Origin of the sequence: Herminiimonas fonticola (assembly GCF_003293745.1) — a bacterium.
GTDB classification, from domain to species: Bacteria; Pseudomonadota; Gammaproteobacteria; order Burkholderiales; family Burkholderiaceae_D; genus Oxalicibacterium; species Oxalicibacterium fonticola.
Genome location: NZ_PTLZ01000002.1, coordinates 161,130 through 185,922, shown reverse-complemented (window position 1 = coordinate 185,922; position 24,793 = coordinate 161,130). Strand labels below are relative to the sequence as shown.

The 24,793-nt window shown below is 51.2% G+C and carries 24 protein-coding genes and 2 tRNA genes; 13 read left to right on the top strand and 13 right to left on the bottom strand.

Annotated elements, in window-relative coordinates:
• Positions 1 to 102: 102 nt before the first annotated feature.
• Together Hfont_RS08275 and Hfont_RS08270 are read left to right on the top strand one after the other, a co-directional pair.
• On the top strand, positions 103 to 483 hold the full coding sequence (locus Hfont_RS08275; RefSeq protein ID WP_112991925.1) for a DUF6173 family protein: 381 nt from the start codon (positions 103 to 105) through the stop codon (positions 481 to 483).
• A gap of 152 nt (positions 484 to 635) precedes the next feature.
• Positions 636 to 1,946 carry a hypothetical protein gene (locus tag Hfont_RS08270; protein ID WP_112991924.1) on the top strand — a complete coding sequence of 437 codons (1,311 nt, stop codon included), beginning with the start codon at positions 636 to 638 and terminating at the stop codon, positions 1,944 to 1,946.
• A 152-nt stretch (positions 1,947 to 2,098) separates the two neighbouring features.
• Here the strand turns inward: Hfont_RS08270 and Hfont_RS08265 are convergent.
• Positions 2,099 to 2,189 (bottom strand) — tRNA-Ser (locus Hfont_RS08265).
• A 158-nt stretch (positions 2,190 to 2,347) separates the two neighbouring features.
• Positions 2,348 to 4,330: an acetate--CoA ligase gene (gene acs, locus Hfont_RS08260; RefSeq protein ID WP_112991923.1), complete on the bottom strand. Its 1,983-nt coding sequence runs from the start codon at positions 4,328 to 4,330 to the stop codon at positions 2,348 to 2,350.
• Between the two features lie 223 nt (positions 4,331 to 4,553).
• Between acs and Hfont_RS08255 the strand changes: the two genes are divergently transcribed.
• The 4 genes from Hfont_RS08255 to Hfont_RS08240 all read left to right on the top strand — a co-directional run bounded on the left by Hfont_RS08255 (position 4,554) and on the right by Hfont_RS08240 (position 7,879).
• Positions 4,554 to 5,177 carry a YqhA family protein gene (locus Hfont_RS08255; RefSeq protein WP_112991922.1) on the top strand — a complete coding sequence of 208 codons (624 nt, stop codon included), beginning with the start codon at positions 4,554 to 4,556 and terminating at the stop codon, positions 5,175 to 5,177.
• A 49-nt stretch (positions 5,178 to 5,226) separates the two neighbouring features.
• On the top strand, positions 5,227 to 6,768 hold the full coding sequence (locus Hfont_RS08250) for a fumarate hydratase (RefSeq protein WP_112991921.1): 1,542 nt from the start codon (positions 5,227 to 5,229) through the stop codon (positions 6,766 to 6,768).
• 48 nt (positions 6,769 to 6,816) lie between these two features.
• Positions 6,817 to 7,671: a glutamate racemase gene (gene murI, locus Hfont_RS08245; protein WP_112991920.1), complete on the top strand. Its 855-nt coding sequence runs from the start codon at positions 6,817 to 6,819 to the stop codon at positions 7,669 to 7,671.
• A gap of 132 nt (positions 7,672 to 7,803) precedes the next feature.
• Positions 7,804 to 7,879, top strand: a tRNA-His gene (locus Hfont_RS08240).
• A gap of 78 nt (positions 7,880 to 7,957) precedes the next feature.
• Here Hfont_RS08240 and Hfont_RS08235 read toward each other — a convergent pair.
• From Hfont_RS08235 to Hfont_RS08230, 3 genes are all read right to left on the bottom strand, one after another.
• Complete coding sequence (locus Hfont_RS08235; protein WP_112991919.1) at positions 7,958 to 8,284, bottom strand: hypothetical protein; 327 nt, start codon at positions 8,282 to 8,284, stop codon at positions 7,958 to 7,960.
• A 75-nt stretch (positions 8,285 to 8,359) separates the two neighbouring features.
• Entirely contained in the window at positions 8,360 to 8,524 is a 165-nt protein-coding gene (locus tag Hfont_RS15075; RefSeq protein ID WP_162845892.1) for a hypothetical protein, read from the bottom strand.
• A 185-nt stretch (positions 8,525 to 8,709) separates the two neighbouring features.
• Positions 8,710 to 8,928, bottom strand: coding sequence for a hypothetical protein (locus tag Hfont_RS08230; protein ID WP_112991918.1), 219 nt, complete (start codon positions 8,926 to 8,928; stop codon positions 8,710 to 8,712).
• Positions 8,929 to 9,211: 283 nt separating this feature from the next.
• On the opposite strand from Hfont_RS08230, the gene Hfont_RS08225 reads away from it, so the two are divergent.
• The 4 genes from Hfont_RS08225 to Hfont_RS08210 all read left to right on the top strand — a co-directional run bounded on the left by Hfont_RS08225 (position 9,212) and on the right by Hfont_RS08210 (position 11,490).
• Positions 9,212 to 9,541, top strand: a complete 330-nt coding sequence (locus Hfont_RS08225) for a nucleotide pyrophosphohydrolase (RefSeq protein ID WP_112992414.1) — start codon at positions 9,212 to 9,214, stop codon at positions 9,539 to 9,541.
• A gap of 135 nt (positions 9,542 to 9,676) precedes the next feature.
• Positions 9,677 to 10,375, top strand: a complete 699-nt coding sequence (locus Hfont_RS08220) for a TenA family protein (RefSeq protein WP_112991917.1) — start codon at positions 9,677 to 9,679, stop codon at positions 10,373 to 10,375.
• A 59-nt stretch (positions 10,376 to 10,434) separates the two neighbouring features.
• Complete coding sequence (gene tenA, locus Hfont_RS08215) at positions 10,435 to 11,097, top strand: thiaminase II (RefSeq protein WP_112991916.1); 663 nt, start codon at positions 10,435 to 10,437, stop codon at positions 11,095 to 11,097.
• 186 nt (positions 11,098 to 11,283) lie between these two features.
• Positions 11,284 to 11,490, top strand: a complete 207-nt coding sequence (locus Hfont_RS08210) for a DUF6494 family protein (RefSeq protein WP_112991915.1) — start codon at positions 11,284 to 11,286, stop codon at positions 11,488 to 11,490.
• A gap of 498 nt (positions 11,491 to 11,988) precedes the next feature.
• On the opposite strand, the gene Hfont_RS15070 is transcribed toward Hfont_RS08210, so the two are convergent.
• Together Hfont_RS15070 and Hfont_RS08205 are read right to left on the bottom strand one after the other, a co-directional pair.
• Positions 11,989 to 12,156, bottom strand: a complete 168-nt coding sequence (locus tag Hfont_RS15070) for a hypothetical protein (protein WP_162845891.1) — start codon at positions 12,154 to 12,156, stop codon at positions 11,989 to 11,991.
• Positions 12,157 to 12,190: 34 nt separating this feature from the next.
• Positions 12,191 to 12,622, bottom strand: a complete 432-nt coding sequence (locus tag Hfont_RS08205) for a hypothetical protein (protein WP_112991914.1) — start codon at positions 12,620 to 12,622, stop codon at positions 12,191 to 12,193.
• 301 nt (positions 12,623 to 12,923) lie between these two features.
• Here Hfont_RS08205 and Hfont_RS08200 point away from each other — a divergent pair, with 301 nt between their 5' ends.
• The 3 genes from Hfont_RS08200 to Hfont_RS08190 all read left to right on the top strand — a co-directional run bounded on the left by Hfont_RS08200 (position 12,924) and on the right by Hfont_RS08190 (position 15,184).
• Positions 12,924 to 14,123, top strand: coding sequence for an MFS transporter (locus tag Hfont_RS08200; RefSeq protein ID WP_112991913.1), 1,200 nt, complete (start codon positions 12,924 to 12,926; stop codon positions 14,121 to 14,123).
• Positions 14,124 to 14,238: 115 nt separating this feature from the next.
• Entirely contained in the window at positions 14,239 to 14,691 is a 453-nt protein-coding gene (locus tag Hfont_RS08195) for a universal stress protein (protein WP_112991912.1), read from the top strand.
• A 151-nt stretch (positions 14,692 to 14,842) separates the two neighbouring features.
• A complete protein-coding gene (locus tag Hfont_RS08190; RefSeq protein ID WP_112991911.1) occupies positions 14,843 to 15,184 on the top strand; it encodes a hypothetical protein in 342 nt (113 codons plus the stop codon).
• 95 nt (positions 15,185 to 15,279) lie between these two features.
• Here the strand turns inward: Hfont_RS08190 and Hfont_RS08185 are convergent, their stop codons facing one another.
• From Hfont_RS08185 to Hfont_RS08160, 6 genes are all read right to left on the bottom strand, one after another.
• A complete protein-coding gene (locus Hfont_RS08185) occupies positions 15,280 to 15,597 on the bottom strand; it encodes a hypothetical protein (RefSeq protein ID WP_241523050.1) in 318 nt (105 codons plus the stop codon).
• A 156-nt stretch (positions 15,598 to 15,753) separates the two neighbouring features.
• The gene (locus tag Hfont_RS08180; RefSeq protein ID WP_112991910.1) at positions 15,754 to 16,176 is read right to left on the bottom strand and encodes a YMGG-like glycine zipper-containing protein; all 423 of its coding nucleotides are present in this window, start codon (positions 16,174 to 16,176) and stop codon (positions 15,754 to 15,756) included.
• Positions 16,177 to 16,413: 237 nt separating this feature from the next.
• Entirely contained in the window at positions 16,414 to 17,673 is a 1,260-nt protein-coding gene (locus Hfont_RS08175) for a L,D-transpeptidase family protein (protein WP_112991909.1), read from the bottom strand.
• Entirely contained in the window at positions 17,673 to 18,827 is a 1,155-nt protein-coding gene (locus tag Hfont_RS08170; protein WP_112991908.1) for a L,D-transpeptidase Cds6 family protein, read from the bottom strand. Before Hfont_RS08170 ends, Hfont_RS08175 begins: the two co-directional genes overlap by 1 nt.
• Before the next feature lie 370 nt (positions 18,828 to 19,197).
• Entirely contained in the window at positions 19,198 to 22,935 is a 3,738-nt protein-coding gene (locus Hfont_RS08165) for a hypothetical protein (RefSeq protein ID WP_241523049.1), read from the bottom strand.
• Between the two features lie 169 nt (positions 22,936 to 23,104).
• Positions 23,105 to 24,787: a response regulator gene (locus Hfont_RS08160; protein ID WP_112991907.1), complete on the bottom strand. Its 1,683-nt coding sequence runs from the start codon at positions 24,785 to 24,787 to the stop codon at positions 23,105 to 23,107.
• Positions 24,788 to 24,793: the final 6 nt, after the last annotated feature.

Genomic DNA, 24,793 nt, shown 5'->3' with positions numbered 1-24,793 from the left:
CAAGAACTAGAAAAACGAGCGTGTGTTTGGCGATCTAGTTATCGAAGATAACCGCAAACCTTGGGTAGAATGCGATGACAACAATTACAACTAGGAGAAACAATGAACACAGAATTTTTCCAGCCAAACATCAACCTTTCGGCTTTGATGCCCCCAAAAGATCACAATCTCGCAGACGAGTTTCATCGGCGGCTAATTCAATGGATCAACGACTTTCATCGTCAGCTTGATGACGAACATGAAGTAGGTGCAAGATTAGTAAATTTCGGACAATCCATCACTATTCATATTGATGATATCGGCTTCTGGAATCCCTCACTAATGTCGTTCAGAGGTAAAACGGAGGATGGACAGCAAGTAGAGTTAATTCAGCATGTCACACAAATCAGCGTATTGCTGGTCGCTTTAAAGCGCGAAAATATTGAACAGCCTAAAAGACCTATTGGTTTCTCTAGCTGGGACGAGTATGACAAAGCCCAGTAAAGACACTGCATAAAAGTTCCATGCATTTTCCCAACGCAGAAATATTAGCAATAGTCGAAAATCTTCTGAATACTAAAAACACAACGAATGCCAAAGGCGAATTAAATGCGGCTAATCATCGCTGAAAAAACATCTATCTTTTGTTAAAAATAATGAATCTTAGTAATCGAGAATTATCGACGCTAATTTGGTTGGCTGTCTTTACCACTTGGGTTATGTTGAACGCCAGCGTACGTAGCTCGATTCCACCATTAATACGGGCAATATGCCAAGGAAAGGTACTAGCTTCATTGCTGTTAGCCGGACTTTGGATCATTTTAAGCACGACTATTCTTAAAGAAGTAGGGTTGTGGAATTGGGAAAATTTAAAGACTACTTTAGTGTGGGCTCTGACATTCGGTTTCGTAACTTTCTTTAATTTAAGTCGAATTAGTGAAGATCATGCGTACTTTAAAAAAACTACGCGAGACATCTTTCGAGTTACGGTCGCAATCACATTCATCATGGAGTTGTATAGCTTCCCGATGATTGTCGAGCTTCTATTAGTACCATTCTTAGCGTTGTTCACGGCTTTGAGTGTATTCACAGAGCGAAAGCCGGAGTACGCAGTTGCGCACAAAATTAGTTTTTCAGTTCTAGTAACAGCAGGATGTTTCTATCTATTAAATGGCTTGTATCAAGCGATAAACGATTTCACCGCCTTTGCAAGTATTGCGAATCTCCGCGAATTCACAGTACCGCTTTTTCTGTCTCTGCTCTATCTACCATTTATTTATTTTCTAAAAATTTATATGGCATACGAATCCGGTGCGCCACGAATTACTTCCAGTATCACAGACAAGAAATTGCAGCTGTATGCAAAGCGAAAAGCAATAACGTCATTCGCGCTAGATACACAACTCATCGAATTGTGGACACATGAGTTGTATAAGGATTCACTAACGAGCAAAGCACAAGTATTGAAATCTATTCAAGCACTGAAGGATAAAAAATACGCTGAAGCTCACCCACCAGTTGTCGCTAGAGAAGATGGCTGGAGTCCTTATCTAGCGAGACTATTTTGTTCCGACGATGGCCTAGTAGCGGGCAATTACCGGCCACAATTTGACGAGAAATGGTTTGCGAATTCACCAATGCTGGAACTAAGCAGCGATGATATTCTGCCGAACAACATTGCCTATTACATAGAAGGCGACGAGCACTGTGCAAAGAAACTCACGATCAAATTAAACGTGAACACGTTTCCAAATAAATTGGAGTCAGAAAAGTATTTTCAGGATTTGTGTGTAACTTTATTAAAAGCCGCGAAAGTAGAAAGTGACTCGGTTACAGAGACTCTCGGAGTCAATAAAAAAGGTCAAAAAGATATATTTACAAATACACACCGCATATCTTTAATAAAAGAGAACTTTAAAAAGAAACACCGAGGCTATTCCCAAATATTTGTGATCGAAACACTTTGACTATTCTGGCAGAGAAAATGGATTCGCCTACGTTCCGCAGGCCGCGGAATCGCTTGCAAGCGATTCCCTTCGAATCCCCGCGTAAGCCGCGCAGGCGGCTTACTTTTCTCGGCCGAAAAACAAAAAGCCCGCTTGCGCGGGCTTTTGTATTTTGGCGGAGAAAGGGGGATTCGAACCCCCGGTAGGCTATGAACCTACACACGCTTTCCAGGCGTGCGACTTAAACCACTCATCCATCTCTCCTGAATTTGTTCTTCGCAGTGCTGCTTTTTAGCGAAGTCGCCGATTATAGCAAAAATTTCTCCGAATAGGCCGGTTTTCCCGCTCTGTCATTATACAAAGGACGTAAAAAAGCCGTCGGAGCAGGCTACTGCGACGGCTTTTGTTGAATCCACGATAATTTATTGTGCCTGCTTGAGCTGCTCCAGAATTGCCGGATTCTCCAGGGTGGAGATATCTTGCGTGATGTCTTCATCCTTGGCGAGCACGCGCAACAGCCGACGCATGATCTTGCCGGAGCGGGTCTTAGGCAAGTTGTCGCCAAAGCGGATTTCTTTCGGCTTGGCGATCGGGCCGATTTCTTTTGCTACCCAGTCGCGCAATTCCTTGGCGAGCTGTTTGGCGTCATCCCCTTCCGGACGGCTGCGCTTGAGAACGACGAAGGCACAAATCGATTCGCCTGTCGTTTCATCCGGTTTGCCGACAACTGCAGCTTCGGCCACGATAGGATTGGCGACCAGTGCGGATTCGATTTCTGCCGTGCCCATGCGATGGCCGGAGATATTCAACACGTCATCGATACGGCCGGTGATGGTGAAGTAACCGGTTTCTTCATTGCGGATCGCACCATCACCTGCGAGGTAAGTTGTGCCGCCCAGTTCTGGCGGGAAGTAACTCTTTTGGAAGCGCTCCGGATCGTTCCAGATATTGCGGATCATCGATGGCCATGGGCGCTTGATGACAAGCAAGCCGCCTTTGCCATTCGGCAAATCGTGGCCACCATCATCGACGACCGCTGCGGTAATGCCTGGCAGCGGCAAAGTACAGGAACCCGGCACCATAGGCGTTGCACCCGGCAATGGCGAAATCACGTGGCCGCCGGTTTCCGTTTGCCAGAAGGTGTCGGCAATCGGGCAACGCTCGCCGCCGATATTTTTGTAGTACCACATCCATGCTTCCGGATTGATAGGTTCGCCAACCGAGCCGAGCAGGCGCAAGCTGCTGAGATCGTATTTGCCTGGATGTACGGATGGATCGGCTTCTGCCGCCTTGATCAAAGAACGGATCGCAGTCGGTGCGGTATAGAAGATGGAAACCTTGTGCTTTTGCACCATGTCCCAGAAGCGACCAGCGTTCGGGAACATCGGTACGCCTTCAAACACGATCTGCGTTGCGCCAACGGCGAGCGGGCCGTAGGTGACATAGGTGTGGCCGGTGATCCAGCCGATGTCGGCAGTACACCAGTAGACATCGTTCGGCTTGATGTCAAACACCCATTTCATCGTCAGCATCGCCCACAGCAGATAACCGGCGGATGAATGCTGCACGCCTTTTGGTTTGCCGGTGGAGCCCGATGTGTAAAGGATGAAGAGTGGATGTTCGGCACCGACGGCGACCGGTTCGCATACTGTCGCTTGTTTTTCAACGAGCTCGTGCAACCAGGTATCGCGGCCTTTGACGAAGTTGATGTCGCCGCCTGTGCGTCGATACACAACAACGTTGCGGATGGTATCGCAACCGCCCATCGCCAGTGCTTCATCGACGATGGCTTTCAAGGGGAGATTTTTGCCGCCGCGCACCTGATAGTCGGAAGTCAGTACTGCAACTGCACCAGCATCGATAATACGTTCCTGCAGCGACTTGGCAGAGAAGCCGCCGAACACGACCGAGTGCGTCGCGCCTATGCGTGCGCAGGCTTGCATTGCAGCGACGCCTTCTATCGACATCGGCATATAGATGATGACGCGATCGCCTTTTTTGATATCCAGCGATTTGAGGCCGTTGGCGAATTTGCAAACGTACTCGTACAGTTCTTTATAAGTGGCGCGTGTCACTTTGCCGTCGTCGGATTCAAAAATGATCGCGACTTTGTCAGCATTGCCGTTGGTCAGGTGCCTATCCAGGCAATTCCAGGAGACGTTCAGCTCACCGTCTTCAAACCATTTATAAAAAGGCGCATTGGACTCATCCAGTTTTTTGGTGAACGGCTTGGTCCAGTGTATGTTCTGCTGCGCAAGGCGCGCCCAGAAACCTTCGTAATCGTCGGCCGCTTCCGCACACAAGGCACGATAAGCTTCCATGCCGCTGATAGCAGCGTTGTTGACGAAATCTGCGGGCGAATTGAATACCCGCTCCTCTTGTTTGAAGCTCTCGATGCTGGACATTGTCCCCTCCGTTACGGATTTTATTTGTTACTCACAATATGCTTCTACGCTTACTGAAGCCTTACACCAATCTGACTGCAAATCTAGCTGTAAAACCACCTATGGAACCAGTCCAAGCAATTCGAGTCGAAAGTTGCCATTACCTTGGTCCGCACCGCAGCAAAATACACGAGCGCGTGTAAAATGCAGCTTCCATTCGTCATCTATTACACCAACGCATCTAATGAAATCAATTTCCCATACTGACGAATCAGCATCAAAAAAACGTATACATCCGCTGGCCAATTTTATCTTCATGACGCGCTGGCTACAGTTGCCATTGTATCTGGGTCTGATTCTGGCGCAATGCGTCTACGTATTTCACTTCTGGGTGGAATTATCGGATTTGATAGGCGCGATCTTCGGCAATGCTGAATCGCTGAAACATATTCTGGACGTCGTCACCATACCCGGCGCGCAGCGCGCAGAGAAGTTGACAGAAACCACCATCATGCTGGTTGTACTTGGCTTGATCGACGTCGTCATGATCTCGAACCTGCTGATCATGGTCATCGTTGGCGGCTACGAAACCTTTGTCTCGCGGATGAATCTGGAAAGCCATCCCGATCAACCGGAATGGTTATCGCACGTCAACGCGTCGGTACTGAAAGTAAAACTGGCGACGGCAATCATCGGCATCTCGTCCATTCATTTACTGAAGACATTTATCAATGCATCGTCTTACGATGCAAAGACGCTGTACGCGCAAACCGGTATTCATATTGTTTTCCTGATTTCCGCATTGGCGATTGCCTACGCTGATCGCATCATGGCGGAAACCAACTCACTGAATCAGGCAGCACACTGAAGCAACTCACTAAATCCATCTTCCACTAACGTTCACAGCCGATACCGCCATGACCATCATTAAACAAGACGATTTGATCGAATCCGTTGCCGCTGCCTTGCAATACATCAGCTACTACCATCCGCAGGATTACATCCAGCATCTGGCGCGGGCATACGAAGCAGAACAAAGTCCGGCGGCCAAGGATGCGATTGCGCAGATCCTGACCAATTCGCGCATGTGCGCGGAAGGCAAACGGCCTATCTGTCAGGACACCGGCATCGTCAATGTCTTTTTGAAAATCGGCATGGAAGTGAAGTTCGAAGGCTTCGGCAAAACTTCGATCACTGATGCAGTGAATGAAGGTGTGCGTCGCGCATACAACCATCCAGACAACACCTTGCGCGCATCGATCGTGGCCGACCCGCACTTCGAGCGCAAGAACACCAAAGACAACACACCAGCCGTCGTGCACATGGAGCTAGTGCCGGGCAATACTGTGGACGTGCAAGTCGCAGCCAAAGGCGGCGGTTCGGAAAACAAAACAAAATTCGTCATGCTCAATCCATCCGATTCACTGGTCGATTGGGTCATGCAAACTGTGCCTTTGATGGGTGCAGGCTGGTGCCCACCCGGCATGCTGGGCATCGGCATCGGCGGCACTGCAGAACGCGCGATGCTGATGGCAAAACAGGTGTTGATGGAAGACGTCGACATGTACGAACTGAAGCAACGCGGCCCGCAAAACAAGACTGAAGAATTGCGTATCGAGTTGTGCAACAAGATCAATGCACTCGGCATAGGCGCGCAGGGTCTGGGCGGTTTGACGACCGTACTCGACGTCAAGATCATGATGCACCCTACGCACGCAGCATCGAAGCCGGTGGCGATGATCCCTAACTGCGCGGCGACACGTCATGCACACTTCGTACTCGATGGCTCCGGTCCGGTTTATCTGGATCCGCCATCCTTGTCCGATTGGCCTGATGTGAACTGGATGCCGAATACAGAATTGTCGAAACGCGTGGACTTGAATACGCTGACCAAGGAAGAAGTCGCTTCATGGAAGCCAGGCCAAACCTTGCTGTTGAACGGCAAGATGCTGACCGGTCGCGATGCTGCACACAAACGCATACAAGACATGCTGGCCAAGGGTGAAAAACTGCCGGTCGACTTCACCAATCGCATTATTTATTACGTAGGCCCGGTAGATCCAGTCCGTGATGAAGTGGTTGGCCCAGCCGGCCCGACTACCGCAACCCGCATGGATAAATTTACCGAGATGATGCTGGCGCAAACCGGTTTGATCTCCATGGTCGGCAAAGCAGAACGCGGCCCGACTGCCATCGAAGCAATCAAGAAACATCAATCCGCGTATCTGATGGCCGTAGGCGGTGCAGCATATCTGGTATCGAAGGCAATCAAGACTGCCAAGGTAGTGGGCTTCGCCGATCTGGGGATGGAAGCGATTTACGAATTCGACGTCACGGATATGCCCGTCACCGTCGCCGTCGATTCCACCGGCACCTCAGTCCACAACACCGGACCGAAAGAGTGGAAAGAAAAAATCGAAAAAATCCGCCTGAACGAAATTCCTGTTGCGGCGGTTTGATCGATACATTGTGTCGCACCTGATAATTCATTTAACAGCACCACGACCTTGAGCTTCTCCGCCTATCCCGACCCTGTTGCTGCTGAAGCGCCTATCGGCATTTTCGATTCCGGTGTCGGTGCGTTGTCGGTGTTGCGTCACGTTCAGGCGCGCCTGCCGTCCGAGCATCTGCTGTGTTTTGCAGATTCTGGCTACGCTCCTTACGGCGGCAAATCCGATACTGAAATCATCGAACGCACCTTGGCCATCGCCAGCTTCCTGATGACACAGAAGGTCAAGGCCATCGTCGTCGCCTGCAATACAGCGACAGCCGCTGCGATCGCGGCATTGCGTCAACAATATCCCGATCTGATTGTTGTCGGCGTAGAGCCAGGCCTGAAGCCGGCTGCGGTATTCAGTAAAAGTGGCAAGGCCGGCGTACTGGCAACGGCAAGTACTTTAGCCAGCCATCGCTTCATCGCTCTGCGCGACCAGATTGCCGAAACCACCGGCGTCACTTTTCTGACGCAGGCTTGCATAGGCTTGGTAGATCAAATTGAAAAAGGCGAGCTGTCATCGCCGGAAACTGCTGCGATGCTGGAGCGTTACGTAACGCCCTTGCTGCGTGGCGGTGCGGATACGCTGGCGCTGGGCTGTACCCACTACCCTTTTGTCCAGCCTTTAATTGAAGCCATAGTTCAGCGCGAGAGCAAGGTCCCGGTGACGATCATCGATACCGGCGAGGCCGTATCGCGCCAATTGGAAAGATTGCTGCAACAGCGCGGGCTGCAACGCTTCGAGAATATGCCGGGTTCACTGCAGGCATTTACAACCGGCAGCCAAAGTTCATTGGTGCATGCCTTCGCAAACTTGCTGAATTTGCATCCTCCCGTCACTGCGCTGAAGACCGAAGCAGCCGTATAAGGCAGTACGAAAACTGGCATCAAGCGACTAGTTTTCTCAACTTTGTTTATTTGATTTGCCAGCCGCGTATGAATTTTGTATAATGCGCAGCTGTCTTGCAAAACATCGCAAGTCGCTCGCAGTAAATCAATGGTGGCTGTAGCTCAGTTGGTAGAGTCCAGGATTGTGATTCCTGTTGTCGTGGGTTCGAGCCCCATCAGCCACCCCAAGAATTTTAGCCGTGCCCCATGTGAAAACATGCGGCACGGCTTTTTCTTTGTGGCTCCGGATTTTGTGTCACGCGACTTCAGACATCTTCATCAGAAGTGCTCATCAGCCGTTTGTCATTCACATAGCTGCGTTTGTTGGTTTCTCCGGGCACGGTTTCGTAATGAATCGTTGGGTTGTCTGCCCTATTGACTGGATCAAGCAGATCTTCATCATCGACGTGGCCGGTAAAACCGGTGCGATTATCAAATCTTCCGCCAGTTTCCGCAGAAACAGTATTCGCCGCAACATACGATTCACTCACAGCCTGCCGTGCTTGATGATCAGGGTAATCATCAGCAGAACCCAAATCAAGCTTGGCAAATTTCTCTTCGAGATCCTTGTCGGTCTTTGATATCGTGCGCATGATTATCTCCTCAAGGCTAGCCCGTCGTCCGACTCTCTGCTTCGGACAAACACATTACTGATCACACACTACCCACTACTCGTGGTGACGCAGCACGTCGTTCTGATTTTTTTCCGGCGCTACGTCTGAATCGTTATTACGAACTAGCGGTTTCTGATCCTGTTGATCTTGCTTCGTATCTCTTTCTTTAATCATACGATCAGAATCTGTTTTTTCAAGAGGTGAAATTTGATTGACCATGACGATCTCCTTGGCAATAACCGCGATCTTTCATTTTAGGCGTTTGGAGAAATAACGGTATAGGATAAAGTGATCTTCTCGTGTAGGACAAGCAAACGATGAGTCCAGGCAACTGTTCATTCAGGAAATAGCAGACGAAAAAAAACCGCCGCAAGCGACGGTTTTTACTTTCGCAAGGAATGCGATTAGTGTCCGGACAAAGCAGCTTCAGCAGCAGCGTTTTGTTTGCGGATTTTTTCTTTCTCAGCATCTTCAGCGCTCAATGGAGCACCTGGTGTTGCAGGAGCTGCTTCGGCGGCAACAGGCGCAGCTGCAGGAGCGGCTTCAGTCGATGCTGATTTTTCCGAGTTGCAAGCAGTCAACGACAATGCCAGCAACAATGCTGCGAATAACGATGTTTTCATTTTTTTCCTTGATATGGGTGATTATTTTTTCAGACGATAGTCGCTGAGCCGACGCTATTGGAATACTCGCGCCTGGCCACTAATTTGTGTGTCTACTATAGAGATGAGGCCGGCACCGGTAAATTGTGGAAGTCACCTAGTCGCGCCTCCGTGCTTAATTACCCTGGCATCAATGATGTCAGAGAAGAACAGGGCCTTATCCTCACACAAGACAGCAACAACATGAATGCAGGCACTGAGCTGCGCTATCATGCTGGCTTATTCGAACCTCATTTCCTCCGTCATGACGCAAACGCTGCTCGATACAAAGTTGCTGGAAAAAACATTGCAAGACTTTGCGGATGCGCGCAACTGGCAACAATTTCATTCCCCAAAAAATCTGGCAATGGCATTAACCGGTGAAGTCGGCGAGTTGGTGGAGATTTTTCAGTGGCGCAGCGAAGAAGAATCGTGGCAAGTTGCGCAGGCACCTGAGACTGCAGAACATGTACGGCAGGAACTGGCTGACGTGGCGCTGTACCTGATTCGTCTGGCCTCAGTGTTGAAGGTTGATCTGAGCGCGGCAATTCAAGACAAGCTGATCATGAACGCAAAGAAATATCCGCCACTGTAAAATTCAGGACTGAGCATTGTTCTGATTGTTGTCAGCAACAATCAAGCCTATGTTTTCCATGTCTGATGACCCTCGCCACTTTTTATATTTTGCGCTAGCTCATACGAGCAAACTTCTAGATTAATCAATATCTCCATGACAGATACACCTTTCAGCAAACGCAACAATCCTACCAGCACCTTCACCGAATGGTTGCGCGAACAGAATCAGGAAAATTGGGATGCCGCCATCAATCATCGCTTTATCGATGAGTTATTTGCCGGCAGCGTCGCTGACGATGTACTGCAACATTACCTGGTGCAAGACTATCAATTCATCGATCGCTTTGTCGCCTTGCTGGGTGCAGCGATTGCAAGCGCAGATCTCTTCACATCGCGCGTGCGCTTCTCGCGCTTTGCCGCGATGATTACCAGCGACGAAAATACATACTTCCTGCGCGCCTTCGATGAACTTGGTCTCGCAGACAAACATCGGATCACGCCGCCACTGACAGAAGCAACCAAAGCGTTCCAGGCCTTGATGACCGAATCGGCTGAAAGCCGGATGTATCCTTTGTGCCTGTCTGTACTGGTCGTTGCAGAATGGTTGTATTTAAGCTGGGCCGATCGCCCTGATGCAAAACTACCGGAACGCTTCATCCATGCCGAATGGATTACGTTACATAACAATCCGACATTTGCAGAATTTATCGGCTGGATGCGTTCTGAACTCGATCGTACCGGGCCACTGCTGGATGCGCAGGAGCAGGCGCGTTGCGTCGGCATGTTCAGTCGCGCAGTTGCGCTGGAGCGCGCATTTTTCGATCACGTCTACACTCCGCTCACCTACTCTTGAATCCCTGCCTGCTGGCAGCTAGCAATGCGAGCGGGCTGTACTCTTCATTAAGGAACTTCATGTCTTTTACCGCTGAAATCTGGCAAGAAAACGCCGCGCTGTTTGAAACCATACGCACCATGCCTTTCAATCAGGAACTGGCTGACGGGACCTTGAGCCAGGAGCGTTTCCGCCATTACATGATTCAGGATGCGCATTACCTGATCGCATTCGGTCGGGCGCTTGCTGTTGCTGCAGCAAAAGCCGACAACACGGATGAGATCGTCCAGTTCGCGCATGGCGCGCACACTGCGATTATCGTCGAACGCAGTCTGCATGCGGATTTCATGGAGCAGTTCAATGTCAGTCCTGCGACCTTTGCAGCAACCCCACTGTCGCCGGCAACGCATCACTACAGCAGCTACCTGATTGCGACGGCGTGGAGCGCATCCTATCCGGTCGTATTGGCTGCACTGCTGCCCTGCTTCTGGATCTATGCAGAAATCGGTCGCGATATCCTTGCACGCGCGGCAAAGAACAATCCCTACGATTCCTGGATTAGCACTTATGCCGGTGAAGAATTCCATGCCGCCGTACGTGGTGTCATCGCTACGGTTGATCGTGTTGCGTCAGTTGCCAGCGCAGAAACGCGCCGTGACATGCACATTGCCTATACGCATGCGGCAAAACTGGAATGGATGTTCTGGGATTCTGCTTATCGTCTGGAGCAATGGCCGGTCTGATTGAACCGCAACAGAAACTCTTGTCATCAGGCCCGGTCGAACTTCGATGCAGGCCTTATTTTTGATCTGTCATATGCAGATAAAATTCGCTATGATCTAAAAGGGCGCGCATAGTCGTCGAGCTGCATCCACCCGAACATGAATCGTGAATTGCCGAATTTTTCCCTCACCACACAGGAGTGCACTATGGACGAAGAAAGCTTCAACCTCAGCATGCGAAAATTCTTGAAAACCGTTGGTGTCGGATCACAAAATGCCATTGAAAAAGCAGTGGAAAAAGCCATAGCCGAAGGTCGCATCAGTGGTACCGAATCATTCCCGGCAAAAGTAACGCTGGAAATCGAAGGCGTAAAACTGAATATTGCTTTTGATGGGGAAATTCGCTTGCAGTAACTCTGCACATTCCGAATCGGCCTTGCGTCGCAGAACGAATCGACGTTCATCAGACTCACAAATCAGGCGTACAGAAATGTCCGCCTGATTTTTTATCCGCACTTCAAAAGTATTTATTCATATGCACCGCTTTAAGTGACTGAGCGCACAGAAGACAAGTTAGGCAAGGTTTATCCTGAACTCTCTTGATTTCAATCAAGCAATCAAATACATAAAAACGGAGCTTGAAATGGGCAGCAAATATTATATTGGCTGGCTGGTAAGTGCTTCCATACTCGCGATTTTTTGCTTTTATCTGGCTTTTTGAAAGATTGAAGAAGGCGAGCGATCGCGCACCTGAGAATAACGATGAAGCTGTAGAGACTCTGTCAAAAATTTAATAAATGCGTTCAGAGCCAGAACTCTATTCCACGCTTACGCAGCCCATCGCAAAACCAAAGCAGCAGACCTGTAAATATCAGGTCTGCTGCTTTTCATTTTAAGATCCGCGCTTCGGACTTACCACTTGTAAGGTGGAGTCGCCATCGCCACCAGAGTGTTAATTTGCGCTTGCTCGACAATGCCATTCTGGCTGGTTTCTGCCGATACAGTGATCGGATTCAAGATCACAAACAGAGCACCAATCGTGGCAATCGTACATATGAATAAAGTATAAAGGCGTTTCATGGTAGTGCTTTCAATTCTGGAGTAATGTTTCACCTCATGCGGATGATCGAACAGACTCGCTAATGCTGCTCTGCTCCGGCACCGCAATCGGTGGCCCGAAAGATCGAAAATTTTTTCTGTCTGCAACTAATGGCCAGACACTCTTTTCGCGCATCTCCTTCAACATGGCTTCCACCCATGGATTACGCTTGGCACGCAATCTGGAATTCGCCGCACCTAATTCGGAAATAAATTGAGGTGTAAAAATGCGCGGTTCGGTCAGGCTATAGGCAGGGCCGGTCGCAGGTGTGTTATTGCACAGGTATTTCAATGCCTGGCTGCGTTTTTGCCGCAAAACTACTTCAACGGGATCAGTTTTTTTTTCGGCAATCTGACGGCAAGCCTTGATATAAGCCGGCCACTCGACTGTCACATTACCCTTGAAAAGAGTGGAAGCATCTTGCAAAGTTGTATGGAGAATAGACATAATTCACCCCTTTTTTACACTTCGGTTTGATGGTATTCAAACTCTGGACTGCTACCGCCCCATGTCTATCAAGCACATCCATACGGCTGTGGCAGTTGAGTAGAATCGTATCTGTGTTATGAATTGCCTAATATAGGACAGCGCCTCGATTTCTTGTAGGAAAAAGCGAAGTCCAAGTCTTGAATGGCGCATTCATACCGGAGAATGTCGCTTCGGTACAGTTCATCATGTTGCCTGCATGCAAAATACGTTTTGCAGATTTGTTGTACGCTTCGCTACCTGCATTTATTTAATAGCTTCCATGCCCGCCAACGAACCAGCCGCCTCTGTTATTCCGCCACTTGCCATACCGGCCTTGTCGCTTGCTGCTTTCGGCAGCGCGATCTCGTTACGGGTAACCGACCCATTACTGCCCCGGCTGGCATCGGAATTCGACATGTCGCTGGGAAGCGTTTCCTACGTCATTACTGCGTTCTCGATTGCGTACGGCTTTTCACAGCTGTTTTTCGGTCCCTTGGGCGACCGCTTCGGAAAGTACCTGGTGATTGCCTGGGCTTGTGTGGCATGTACCGTCACTGCACTCTTGTGCGCACTGGCCCCCAATTACCCCTTGCTGATCGTGGCGCGCCTACTGGCCGGTGCAACGGCAGCCGCCATCGTGCCGCTGTCGATGGCATGGATAGGTGATGTAGTACCGTATGACCAACGTCAGCCGGTGCTCGCGCAATTCCTGATCGGCCAGATCGTGGGAATCTCTGCCGGTGTGTTGTTCGGCGGTTTGGCCGGTGATTATTTCAGTTGGCGCATACCGTTTTTTGGTATTTCACTCTGCTTTGTATTAATCGCCCTGACGCTCTTTTCCTTCAATCGGCGCCTTCCTGCCTATGCGCTGACTACGCACAAGGCAGAAGGGTCTGCACTACGCCGGATGATCAATGAATTCGGTCAGGTTTTATCCCGGCCGTGGGCTCGCGTGGTATTGGTTACCGTGTTCCTGGAAGGCGGATGCCTGTACGGCGCGTTTGCATTTATCGCTTCGCATCTGCACCGCGTACACCATCTGTCCCTGACGAATGCGGCCTCTCTGGTAATGTTATTCAGTCTGGGTGGCTTGCTGTATGCCAGCACCTCGCGTCGGCTGGTGCGCAAGCTAGGTGAAAAAGGTTTGACGCGCTGGGGCGGAATCATCGTCGCGACATCCTTCCTCACGATAGGGTTGGCGCCAAGCTGGCAGTGGGCCATTCCTGCCTGCTTCGCTTCGGGTATGGGTTTTTACATGCTGCACAACACACTGCAGATGAATGCCACGCAGATGGCACCGGAACGGCGCGGTGCCGCCGTTTCCGCATTTGCCGCCTGTTTCTTCCTCGGCCAATCGACAGGCGTGGGAGCAGCCGGGCTGGCCGTCGGGTATTTCGGTACCGGACCGGTGATTGCAGTCGGCGCAATTGGCGTCCTGCTGACTGCGCTGACTTTCAGCCATCTGAAATCGGCAACCTGAATCTGGCAACTTCACAGACTGGATAGACTCGTCACACACCGCATTCTTACCTGACTTGCCCGTTCCATTGTTAGCGCTATACTAATGACGTGCCATCGCATATCGGGAGGGGTCTATGTACCGCAAAATTCTGGTCGCTTACAACGGCACGCCTGAAAGTCGTTCCGCCTTGCAGGAATGCATACGGCTGGGACCCGACCCTTCTACTGAAATCCATCTACTCGCCGTCGTCAACCCGCCGCCATCGGTTGTCATAGGCGAATACGCAATGGTAGCGATGGTCGGTATTGAAGAAGAAATTCAGGCCGAAAAGAAAAAAATGGAGCACGATTTAAACGATGGCGGCTCCCTCCTGCGCGAAGCCGGCCTCAACGTACAAACCCATATCGAAGTCGGCGAACCTGTGCCGACCATTGCCGAGCTGGTCGATCAATTGGGAATCGAGCTGGTCATTGTTGGCCATTCGCGCCATCAATCGCTGGCCATGCGCTGGTGGCGTGGCGCAACCGATGCCTTGCTGGTAGAGAAAATTCGCTGCAGCCTGCTGGTGGCGACCGATCCCAAATAAATCTGTCTGTTTTATACCGGGTTGAGCAGTAGACCACGACGCCATGTTGGACTATTGTTTATATATTAAACGATACACAATGTTACGAAATAGCAGTGGCAGTGCACGATTATTTGGCGTGTAATATAGGCATTACTAGTGTGAGATCGCTATGAAAAAGTTAATTACATTTTGCGGTTTGGCAACCGTCTTGACACTGGCTGGAACGAGTGCCATTGCTGGCGGCGTAAACTGGTCGGTCAACGTTGGTGTCGGTGGTTTTTATCCGCCACCACCCGTGTATTATGCGCCGGCTCCGCTCTACAACAACTATTCCAATTATTACGCACCACCGGTTATTTACGGCGCTGCAGTACCGGTATATGAACCGGCGCCCGTGTATTTTTCGCCGGCTCCGGTATTAGTCTACAGTTATCGTGATAGACAACGTCCACACGATGGTCGCTACGGCTATCAACGCGGGTATCGTGAATATCGGGATTATGACCACTGATTTTTATCATTCATTACATACAAAAATGGCTAGTCGATTCGACTAGCCATTTTTAATTTATACGTCCATCCACGTTTCCAGTGTCGACGCCTTGATTACCAGCGACCACGACCGTGATAACCACCGCCACCGTAATAACGCGGACCATAGTAGCCACGCGAACGGTAACTTAGTCCAAAATTCACGACAGGCGCAACATAGACAGGTTGTGCCGCATAAACTGGGCCGCCATAAGGCTGCTCGTAGTAACCCGAGTTATACGGCACGACTGCGCAGCCGCCCAAGGCGGCCAAGCCTACAAGCGAAATAAGCATGCGCTTCGCTACGCGCGTATTCAATGTTTTCATCGCAACAGCCTTTCTTCCACCAAAGTCGAAGGAAAAAATCGCATAGTCTGCATAGTTTTCATTCATGCCAACTTTTGCTTTTTTCTATCTTCCACTTCAAAAAATGCGCTGTAACGTTTATGGCTCTAACAATACGGTTGCTTGTTGCGTAGTCATCTTGTCGATGACTACGCCCTCCCAAGCTTGACGTTTTTTACGCGTGTTTCAGTTTTCCAAAATTACTTAACGACGATAATCACCGCGATCATAGCCGCCGTATTCACCGCGACGTCCCTCGTATTGATAACGGTCGCGATAGTCGTTACGTTGACCATAGTTCTCGCGATAAACCGGTCTTGCATACACTGGAGCCGGCCGATAATAAACAGGCTGAGCCTGGTAATAAGGTTGTGGCTGGTAGTAGCCCTGTGGCTGACGACGTCCGTAATTGCGGTCGTCGTTGTGACCACTGGAAGCACTTGCGCCAACTACTGCGCCCAGCACGCCGCCAATAATCGCTGCATCCTGCCCGCCGACACTATTGCCGATGACTGCACCGACCACAGCACCCAATGCCGTATTGACGCCGCGATTATCAGCAGAAGCGGTCGTCGAGACTGCGGCTGTCGCCAGCAGAGCAATGCCTATCCATTTTTTGTGCAGCATGATTGACTCCTGTTAGCCGCTGCGAAAACCAGATTTGGTTTATGAATCGCGTCGACATGAAATCACTATATAGATCGCACAGGGGAAATCCACGGAAGAAATAGTCTTTTACAACTGTAAAGAAGTATGAAGACGATACGAGATGTGATTGATGGAATTGCAGGAAAAATTCATGATGAAATTGCATCAATTCTCGTTGAGAAAATCAATGCAATTTTCGGTGTACCGAGGAATCAGTTACAGATTAACTTCAGAAACAATTTTCCATTGCGCACCTTCTTTAGCCCAGTACTGGCGCTTGCGCGTGACATGCTTGCCCTTGCCAATCACAGCTTCCTGAGTGAAGGCAGCGACGATCATTTCCTTTTGATCCTTGCCATCCGGATAGCGGAACAAAGTCACATCGCGCATTGCAACCTCAATCTTGCGCGCACCCAGAGTTGATTGCTCCAGCTTGGTCAACCATCCATCCAGACTTTGCCCGCGTGGCGCCTTGAAGCTGCGCGAATAATGTCGACGCAAACGATCCGAATCCGTGCTTTCCACATCGACGCGCCATGCTTCCAGCATCTTGTTGGCGCTGAGCCTATCCGCTTCCCATTTCGCCTTCGTGACGAACTTCAGATCGTCGCTGATGATGACAGGTGTATTGCCAACTTCAACCGTTGCAGACAATTCCTTCAAGTCGGGATTGGTGAGGACTACACAACCATCCGACGACAATGGTGGGCGACTGTAGCTGTCCGATGGCGTACCGTGCAACCAGATGCCGGAACCACTGCGGCCGTTGGCCTTGTCCCATTCGTTCGGATAATTGATAGGCAATGCGCCAGGCCCGTAAAACTCAGGCAGCTTTGCACCGGCCAGACGCGCAGTAATGTAGTACACACCAAGCGGCGTCTTTTGATCGCCTTCCTTGAATTTCTCTACACCGAGTTTGCCCTGACTGACGTAGTAATCACTGACCAGTTTTAATTGATCGTTACTGCGCTCATAGACATAGAGGCGTGAACGTTTGGCATCGACCAGTACAATTTTTTTCTGGTCCTCACGCATTTGCAAAATCACGCGCGGAATCATGTTCGGGTCCGGACGCTCACGCAAGGACTTCAAACGCACGATCGCTTCGGCACGCAGATTATTGAGTTTTTCGGCTGGCGCATTCGTTGCCGCGCCAAAGGTCTTGATAGGCTGTGTATGCAATAGCAGCAAATCACCGCGTACCAGATGACCGAGCCGGAAGTTTGGATAAGCCGCGACTAAAGCATCGGCTTTAGCCTGCGCATCACGCAAACGATTCGCTGCGAGTGCCTTGTAGACATCGATCAGCATGATTTCCGGATCGAGACGCGCCGGCACACCAGGCTTGCTGCCGCTGGCAAAAGATGGCAAAGGCAAGCTGGCACCACCAGCGACCAGTAAGCTTAAAGCTGCTGCACCTGTCCAACATCCAATACGACGTGCGATTAACCGCAACTTTAATTTATTACCAGCCATTAGCTACCCGCACGCTCCTGCTTGATGTGCCATTTACCGGATTGCTTGATCAGCACCATAGTCTTGCGGCTGTTAGCCTTGGTCCGGTCGGAATCATAAATCTGACGGAATTTCACGGTCGCCGTATTGCCGTTTACTGTGACTTGCGGCGTTTCGATTTTCACGCTGATACGACCTTTGTCTTCGATACGGGCACGACGTTCATCCGACCACGCCTTGCGCGTTTGACCTGCAGGCAAATCGAATTCACTGGAATAAGCATTCAGATACGCTTTGACGTCGCGCGCGCTCCAGGCTTTCGCCCATGCGTTGACTGCACTCATCACTTGCTCGCGCTCGGCGGCTTCAGCTGCATTGGCTTTAGCCTTTGCTTCACGCTTGGCTTCTGCTTCCAGTTTCTGCGCCTGCTTTTGTTCAGCTTTCGGATCTGGCTTGGCTTCCGCTTTTACTTCAGGTTTGGCTTGAGATTTTGGTTCAACTTTTGGTTCGACCTTAGGCACTTCCTTCACAGGCGGCTTGGTCTCGACCTTCGGTTCTGGCTTGATCTCCACTTTTGCAGGCGCTGAAGGTGCAGCAGCAACCACGGCTACTTTTGGATTGGTACCACCATTCGTATTGCCAACCAGCGTACGCACCATCGTCAATTTGGACTTGGCACCAGTATTCGAGTTATCAAGTTGCAACGCCTTGTCATAGGCCTGGCTTGCGAGTTTGGCGTGCACATCACCCAGATTCTCGTAAGCAGTTGCATAAGTTGGATTGGTGCGTATCGCCATATCGAGCGCGGTACGCGCTTTTTCGTATTGGCCGCTGGATGCGTACAGCACTGCCAGATTGTTATATGGCTCAGGCAAGGTTGGATAATCATCCGTCAACTTGCTGAAAATCGCGATCGCTTCTGCCGATTTATTTTGCTCGGTCAGGATCACGCCTTTCAAAAAACGCATTTGCGCATCGCGTGGATTTTTATTCAAAAAGGCATCGGCTTTTGCCAATGCGGCAACATGCTGCCCGGAGCGCAATAATTGCGAAACGTCGGACAGATCATCCGCCATTGCCGGGAACGCGCAGAATCCTGCCAGAGACAAAGCCAAAGTCCGGCTCAACACGTAACGTAAGCCTGAATTGAAGGTGCGACGTGACGCGAAGAACATGGTTTTCCTTGTTATGGTTATTAGATAATTGCGCACAGCCGATATAGTACGACAAACCGCTCATCTTCCCCAACCGATTGCTGCGCGGCGATGTGGCTGGATGGCTACGTTTTGAGAGGGGCACAAGCATGCTGCAAAGCTTGATACGGATGATGCGGCTTAAAGACAGGATTTGCGGGGCTTCAGTCAGTAACGGCAAGCAAATCGATAATTCTCATCGAAGGCATCCGCACCTGATGAAAATGGGACGGCAAACACGCCGCTCTACCCCGAACGCACCAAGAGGGAGCAAGGCTGATTGCCTGGCTCCCTCTTGCATAAAAACAAGCGGTCAAAAATTACTCTGACCAGCCTTCTATTATCGATTTACTTATTCTGCGCCCTGCCCAGGAGTTGTCATCTCGGCTGGGAAACTGGACAGTGCATAAGAAATTTGCAGCGTTGCCGGTGCAACTGCGCCAGTTGAAACATTGCTCACAGTCGCCACCGACTTGCCAGCCTGTGGTGCGAACATGTGGAAAGCATCTTGCTGAACACTCCAGCCTGCCACGCCAACAAACAATGCAAGGCCGGCTGCAATCGAGGCCCACATACGCGTACCGGATCTGGTTTTGTGCGGTACCGATGCGCCAGATTCCGCCAGGACTGCAGTAGCGCGCTCGCGCCATTCATCATGTTGCTCGCCCCTGTCGCTGATGCGGGAAATCAAATCACGTGCAATCGCTTCCGCTTCTGCTTGTTCAAGATCGCGTTGAACTTGATCGGCTTTCGATAATTCCAGCGCAGCGGCAGCCGCTTTTGCTTTCTCTTCGGCCGCAACCAGTGCTTCGCGTTCTGCTGCAAGCTGTGCTTCCTGCGCCAAACGTGCTTCCTCTTCAACAGCCAGGCGCTGCTTCGATACTTCTGCCATTTCAAGTTCGGCGATTGCGGTTAATTCAGCTTCGCTGCACGCTTTTTGTTCGGCCTGCAGTTTTTCTTCAATTGCAGCCAAGGCGATTTCGCTTGCTTCCAGACGCTGTTGCTCCAACAGTTGCTGTTCTTCCAGCAATTCCAGAGTACGTTGTTCGGCCAGTGCGCGTTGTTCCTCGACTTGCGCCAGTTCGCGCGCTTCCAGTGCCTTGCGTTCAGCCGCTTCCATCACGATTCTTTGTGCTTCGACTTGCTGCATTTCCGTGACCAGCAATTCTTTTTCAGCACTGGCAATCACTTCTGTCGCATGACGCATCGCTTGTTGTGCCTGCTCTCTGCTGCGCAAAATTGCTGCCTGTTCTTTTTCAGCATGAATTCTCAATTCTGATTCGAGCAATGCGGCTTTTTCTGCTGCGATTTTTTCCTGCGTGACGCGCAACATATTGGCGGCACCTTCCAGACGTTGCTGTTCAGCCAGCAACTTGTCTTCAATCGCATCCATCGCCTTTTTCTCAAGGTCGGCACGCGCGCGTTCTGCCTTGGCCAACTCGACGGCTTGTCTTGCTGCGGTCTGCGCGGCTTGCGCTGCCTGGCGCTGCTGTTCTGCCTGCTGTACAGCGGCTTCCAGCACTTGCTTTTCTGCTTGCAGTATCGATTCCTTGGCAGTGCGCGATGCATGATCGGCTTCTGCTTGCGCCTGCAAGACGCCAGCTTGTTCCTGCTCTTGCAAAATACGTGCTTCCGCTTCAGAGCGGGCTTTTTGCTCGCTGCTCAATTTTTCCTGAATCGCTGCCAGTGCTTTTTGTTCAGCCAGACTACGTACACGTTCAGCTTGTGCCAATTCCAGTGCTTCTGCCGCCCGCTGTTCGGAGGCCAATGCGCTTGCTTGTTGCAACTCTGCCTTGACTCTGGTTTGTTCCAGCACCTCGCGGCTTGCTACGCATTCAGCTTCGGCAGCTTCACGAATTTTGCGTTCATTCAGTTCGCGTTCACGCAGCAATTCCATTTGTTGCAAGTCAGTCTGGATGCGCGCTTCAGCTTCTGCTTTTGCCGCAGCTTCGATCTGGCATTTCTCTTCCAGTGCCTGCAAAGCCAATGCTTCGGCCTCGGCGTGCTCGCGTTGAACACGAGTCAACTCGACCATTTGGCGAACCTTGTCCAAGGCCAGATGAGCTGTTTTTCTTTGCAACGCGGTCTTGGCTTTGGCCTGCTCCAGAATGTGTTCATTCGCCACACATTCGGCCTGGCGTGCCGCACGCAATTCTTTATCGGCCTGCTCTTGCGCTGCCAGCAATACCGAATTTTCTTCATCCGCACGAGCACGTGCTTCAGCTGCTGCACGCGCAGCATTTTCTTTTTCAATTCTTGCCTGGGTAGTTTGCATTTCCTTTTGTACAGCTTCGGCATGCTCGCGCTCTGCTGCCAGTTTTTTCTGCGTAACGGCCAATGCTTTTTGTTCATCCTGCAAACGTTGCGCCTGTACCTTTGCCAAGGCAACTGCCTCACGCGCTTGAGCCAATGCAGCTTCTGCCGCAGCGCGCTTAAGGTCGGCTTGTTCCTTGGTTTGTTCCAGCTTGAGCTTGAGCGCTGCGCTTTCAGTTACGGCAGCGGACAAGGCTTTTTGCTCTGCTTCCTGCTGTAGCTGCAAAAGCGCGACTTGCTCTTTGTTTACTTCCGCGCGAGCGTTAGCCGTGGCTGTAACATTGGCTTCCAGCTGTTTCTTTTCCTGCAGGGCCAGCAATGTACGTTGTTCTGCTTCCAGGCGTGCGTGTTCTGCGTTCGCCAGCTCCAGCGCTTCTTGCGCTTTTTGTGCAGCGATTTCAGCCATCTGCTGTTGCAAGGCTGCGCACTCGGCTGCCTTGTCTACTGCAAATTTTTCAGATACTGAACGTGCGCTTGCCATTTCAGCCGCTGCGCGTTCCATTGTTATGCGTTGTTCTGCCAATTCTCTGGCGCGTTGTTCTTCTTCTGCACGCACGCGTGCTGCTGCTGCGGCCTGCTGCTCTGCGATTGCGCGTTGGCGTGCTTCTTCTTCGCCACGTGCTTCCACTGCGATACGCGCACGTGCCTGTTCGTCAGCCTGATGTTCCGCTTCTACACGTGCAATTGCGGAAGTCTGCAACTGTTTTTCAACTTGAATACGTGCTTCGGTCGCGACGCGCACACGTTCGTCTGCCTCGCGACGCGACTGCGCAGCTACCGCTGCAATGCTTTCAATATGTTCACGACGTTCGGCTGCAGCGCGCATTTCAGTTTCGGCGTGCAGACGTATCTGGATCGCTTCCAGCGCGCGTTGTTCAGATTCGATACGTGCTTGCGCCGTTGCCTGTTGCTCTTGCTCGGTCGCCGCCCGTGCCAGTGCATCTTCGCGGGCGCGTACTTCGGCCGGAACGCGATTCAACATCGAGGCCAGCGCCTTGGTGTCGGCTTCTTCGCGTTGCTGCGTCAGCAGCATCGCATCACGGCGTGTATTGATCAGTGTTTGATTCGTTTCGCGTGCGCTTTTTTCGCGGCGCTCATGTTCGCGCGCCAGATCAGCCACATGCGACTCAAGACGTGCACGTTCTTCTGCTTCCGCTTTTGCAGCTTCGGTCGCGATATGGGTAGCACTGATGCGCTCTGCCATTTGCTGACGCTTGTATTCTGTTTCTGCAGCCAGTTTTTCCGCTGCTTCTGCTGCCTGCGCACCTAATTGAGTTTCTTCGGCGATTTGATCTATCGTGCGTTTGCGTGCCAGTTGTTCTGCCTTGGCGCGTCCGATTGCAATAATGCCGAGCTGGGTATCGGCTTCGGTACGGGCGCGCAGTTCAGCGATTTCCTTGTTGACTGCAGCGGTGCGTGCTTCGCTGGCGGCACGTGCCTGACGCTCTACTTCCAGACGAGCGCGGCTGGCGGCGATTGCTTCTTCGGCTGCTTTGGCGTTGCGATTGGCTTCGGCAATCGCGGCGGCATCAGCCTGGACGCGGTCTTCTGCAAGTGAGCGTGCGTGCGCTTCTGCGTAAGCACGATTCTCGGCCGTTACAGTCGCCTTGGCTTCTGCTTCCACGCGGGCGATGGCTTCACGAATCGCCTTCAAGTCCATACCAGCTACGCGTTCGCCAGTCTTGGGCGCATCGATAACGGTATCAATGAAGTCGTCATTCCCCGCATCCGCTGCTTGCAGAGAAAAGTTTTTACGCAGTGCCTGATTCGTTTCCATCGTGGATCCTCGCTTGAGAGTCAATTCTGCTGACGCTGTTTACGCCAGTCGGAATTTCTTAATAAGCATTATCGGAGGATGGACTGACAATCAGGCTTGAAGAAGAGGGGGGAAATCCGGCTATTTCAGCGATATGGAGAATGTTTTACCGGGACAGCCAAGCGGTTTTTTACAGTTTGGCGCTGGATAATTGGTCCAAAATCCCGCTCAAGCGCTCCATTCTGAACGGTTTGACCAGGAAGTAATTCATCCCCGCATCCATACAGGTTTGTATATCAGACAAGGCCCCCGCCGCCGTCAACGCCACAATAGGCAAGCCGGACGCAGGTGCCGACATGCCGCGAATTGCTCGCGTTGCCGCCAGTCCGTCCATTTCCGGCATGTGCATGTCCATCAAAATAACGTCGAAATTACCTTGCTGCACGGCCAGCACTGCTTCATGTCCATTTTGAGCAACCTGCACCGTATGGCCGGATCTTTTCAGCAAGGCGACGGCAACCTTCTGATTCACTACGTTATCTTCGGCCAGCAATATATGCAAGGCACGGCTGGCGAGTGAAAGTCCCGCGCTAACAGCCGCCGGTTTTCTTTGAATGTCGACCACAGGCGTAAACGCCAACTCGAACCAGAAACGGCTGCCCTCACCCACAGTACTTTCAACGCCTATGCGGCCGCCTTGCATCTCGACGATCTTTTTACAGATCGACAAGCCCAGCCCGGTTCCGCCAAAGCGCCGCGAGATTGAATTATCTGCTTGGGAAAACGACTGGAATAAACGAGCCTGCGCTTCCGGCGCAATGCCGATACCGGTATCAATCACGGTAAATCGCAAGAGAATCTGTCCATCGCTGGCAGGGAGCTGTTCCAGCTTCAGCGCGACACCGCCCTCCTCCGTAAATTTCAATGCATTGTTGATCAGGTTCAGCAAAACCTGGCGCAAGCGTCCGACATCGCCTGCCAATGCGCGTGGCAAGTCGCCTGCGTAATCGACGCTGAGCGACAAGGCGGCACTGTGCGTTCTGGCGCTCATCAAATCAATCACGCTATCGACCGCCTTGATCAAATCGAAATCGGTAGTCTCAAACTCCAGCTGGCCGGATTCCAGTTTGGAAAAATCCAGGATGTCATTCAGGATGGTCAGCAAGGCTTCGGCTGAATACTGTACCGTTTCCAGATGTTCCTTCTGCTCGTCGTTCGCTGCGTGCATCAGCGCCAGTTGCATCATGCCCAGCATGCCGTTCATAGGCGTGCGTATTTCATGACTCATGACAGCGAGAAATTCGGATTTGGCACGAGTAGCCGACTCCGCCTCTTCTTTTGCCAACGATAATTCGCGTGTACGTACCATGACCTGATTTTCCAGATCGCGGGTCAGATTTTCCAGTGCGACGATATCGTCGTATGAGCGCAAGGCAGAAATGATGCATGTCAAAAGCTTTTGTCGCGTCAATTCGGTTTTTGATTTGTAATCGTTGATGTCGTAATCGACCACAACATCGCGCTCAGGTGCCTGCCCTGGCTGCCCGGTACGCAGCACGATACGCACACGTCGATTATTCATTTGCTCGCGAATATGACGGACCAGTTTCAAACCGGCATCGTCCTCCTCCATCACCACATCGAGCAGAATAATCGCAATGTCGCGATCGGCTGCGAGCATATCGCGTGCTTCACCGGCAGAGTATGCGTGCAGGAATTCCAGCTTGCGTCCCTTGAACTGCACATCGATCATCGCGACTGCCGTCACCTGATGGACTTCTTCCTCATCATCGGCAATCAGAATTTTCCACGGCGGTTCTGTGCTGGCTACGCTGCCTTCTTTTTCTGGCGCAAATTTAAAATCTTCAAACATGGTGCG

Excerpts from the sequence above, each read along its gene's own strand:
- Hfont_RS08185 (WP_241523050.1), bottom strand. The coding sequence starts at position 15,597 with ATGAATGAAAACTATGCAGACTATGCGATTTTTTCCTTCGACTTTGGT.
- Hfont_RS08190 (WP_112991911.1), top strand. The coding sequence starts at position 14,843 with ATGAAAAAGTTAATTACATTTTGCGGTTTGGCAACCGTCTTGACACTG.
- Hfont_RS08255 (WP_112991922.1), top strand. The coding sequence starts at position 4,554 with ATGAAATCAATTTCCCATACTGACGAATCAGCATCAAAAAAACGTATA.
- Hfont_RS08210 (WP_112991915.1), top strand. The coding sequence starts at position 11,284 with ATGGACGAAGAAAGCTTCAACCTCAGCATGCGAAAATTCTTGAAAACC.
- Hfont_RS15070 (WP_162845891.1), bottom strand. The coding sequence starts at position 12,156 with ATGAAACGCCTTTATACTTTATTCATATGTACGATTGCCACGATTGGT.
- tenA (WP_112991916.1), top strand. The coding sequence starts at position 10,435 with ATGTCTTTTACCGCTGAAATCTGGCAAGAAAACGCCGCGCTGTTTGAA.
- Hfont_RS08205 (WP_112991914.1), bottom strand. The coding sequence starts at position 12,622 with ATGTCTATTCTCCATACAACTTTGCAAGATGCTTCCACTCTTTTCAAG.
- Hfont_RS08230 (WP_112991918.1), bottom strand. The coding sequence starts at position 8,928 with ATGAAAACATCGTTATTCGCAGCATTGTTGCTGGCATTGTCGTTGACT.
- Hfont_RS08200 (WP_112991913.1), top strand. The coding sequence starts at position 12,924 with ATGCCCGCCAACGAACCAGCCGCCTCTGTTATTCCGCCACTTGCCATA.
- Hfont_RS08180 (WP_112991910.1), bottom strand. The coding sequence starts at position 16,176 with ATGCTGCACAAAAAATGGATAGGCATTGCTCTGCTGGCGACAGCCGCA.
- Hfont_RS08235 (WP_112991919.1), bottom strand. The coding sequence starts at position 8,284 with ATGCGCACGATATCAAAGACCGACAAGGATCTCGAAGAGAAATTTGCC.
- Hfont_RS08270 (WP_112991924.1), top strand. The coding sequence starts at position 636 with ATGAATCTTAGTAATCGAGAATTATCGACGCTAATTTGGTTGGCTGTC.
- Hfont_RS08220 (WP_112991917.1), top strand. The coding sequence starts at position 9,677 with ATGACAGATACACCTTTCAGCAAACGCAACAATCCTACCAGCACCTTC.
- Hfont_RS08195 (WP_112991912.1), top strand. The coding sequence starts at position 14,239 with ATGTACCGCAAAATTCTGGTCGCTTACAACGGCACGCCTGAAAGTCGT.
- Hfont_RS08160 (WP_112991907.1), bottom strand. The coding sequence starts at position 24,787 with ATGTTTGAAGATTTTAAATTTGCGCCAGAAAAAGAAGGCAGCGTAGCC.
- Hfont_RS08275 (WP_112991925.1), top strand. The coding sequence starts at position 103 with ATGAACACAGAATTTTTCCAGCCAAACATCAACCTTTCGGCTTTGATG.
- Hfont_RS15075 (WP_162845892.1), bottom strand. The coding sequence starts at position 8,524 with ATGGTCAATCAAATTTCACCTCTTGAAAAAACAGATTCTGATCGTATG.
- Hfont_RS08225 (WP_112992414.1), top strand. The coding sequence starts at position 9,212 with ATGACGCAAACGCTGCTCGATACAAAGTTGCTGGAAAAAACATTGCAA.
- Hfont_RS08175 (WP_112991909.1), bottom strand. The coding sequence starts at position 17,673 with ATGGCTGGTAATAAATTAAAGTTGCGGTTAATCGCACGTCGTATTGGA.
- Hfont_RS08165 (WP_241523049.1), bottom strand. The coding sequence starts at position 22,935 with ATGGAAACGAATCAGGCACTGCGTAAAAACTTTTCTCTGCAAGCAGCG.
- Hfont_RS08250 (WP_112991921.1), top strand. The coding sequence starts at position 5,227 with ATGACCATCATTAAACAAGACGATTTGATCGAATCCGTTGCCGCTGCC.
- acs (WP_112991923.1), bottom strand. The coding sequence starts at position 4,330 with ATGTCCAGCATCGAGAGCTTCAAACAAGAGGAGCGGGTATTCAATTCG.
- Hfont_RS08170 (WP_112991908.1), bottom strand. The coding sequence starts at position 18,827 with ATGTTCTTCGCGTCACGTCGCACCTTCAATTCAGGCTTACGTTACGTG.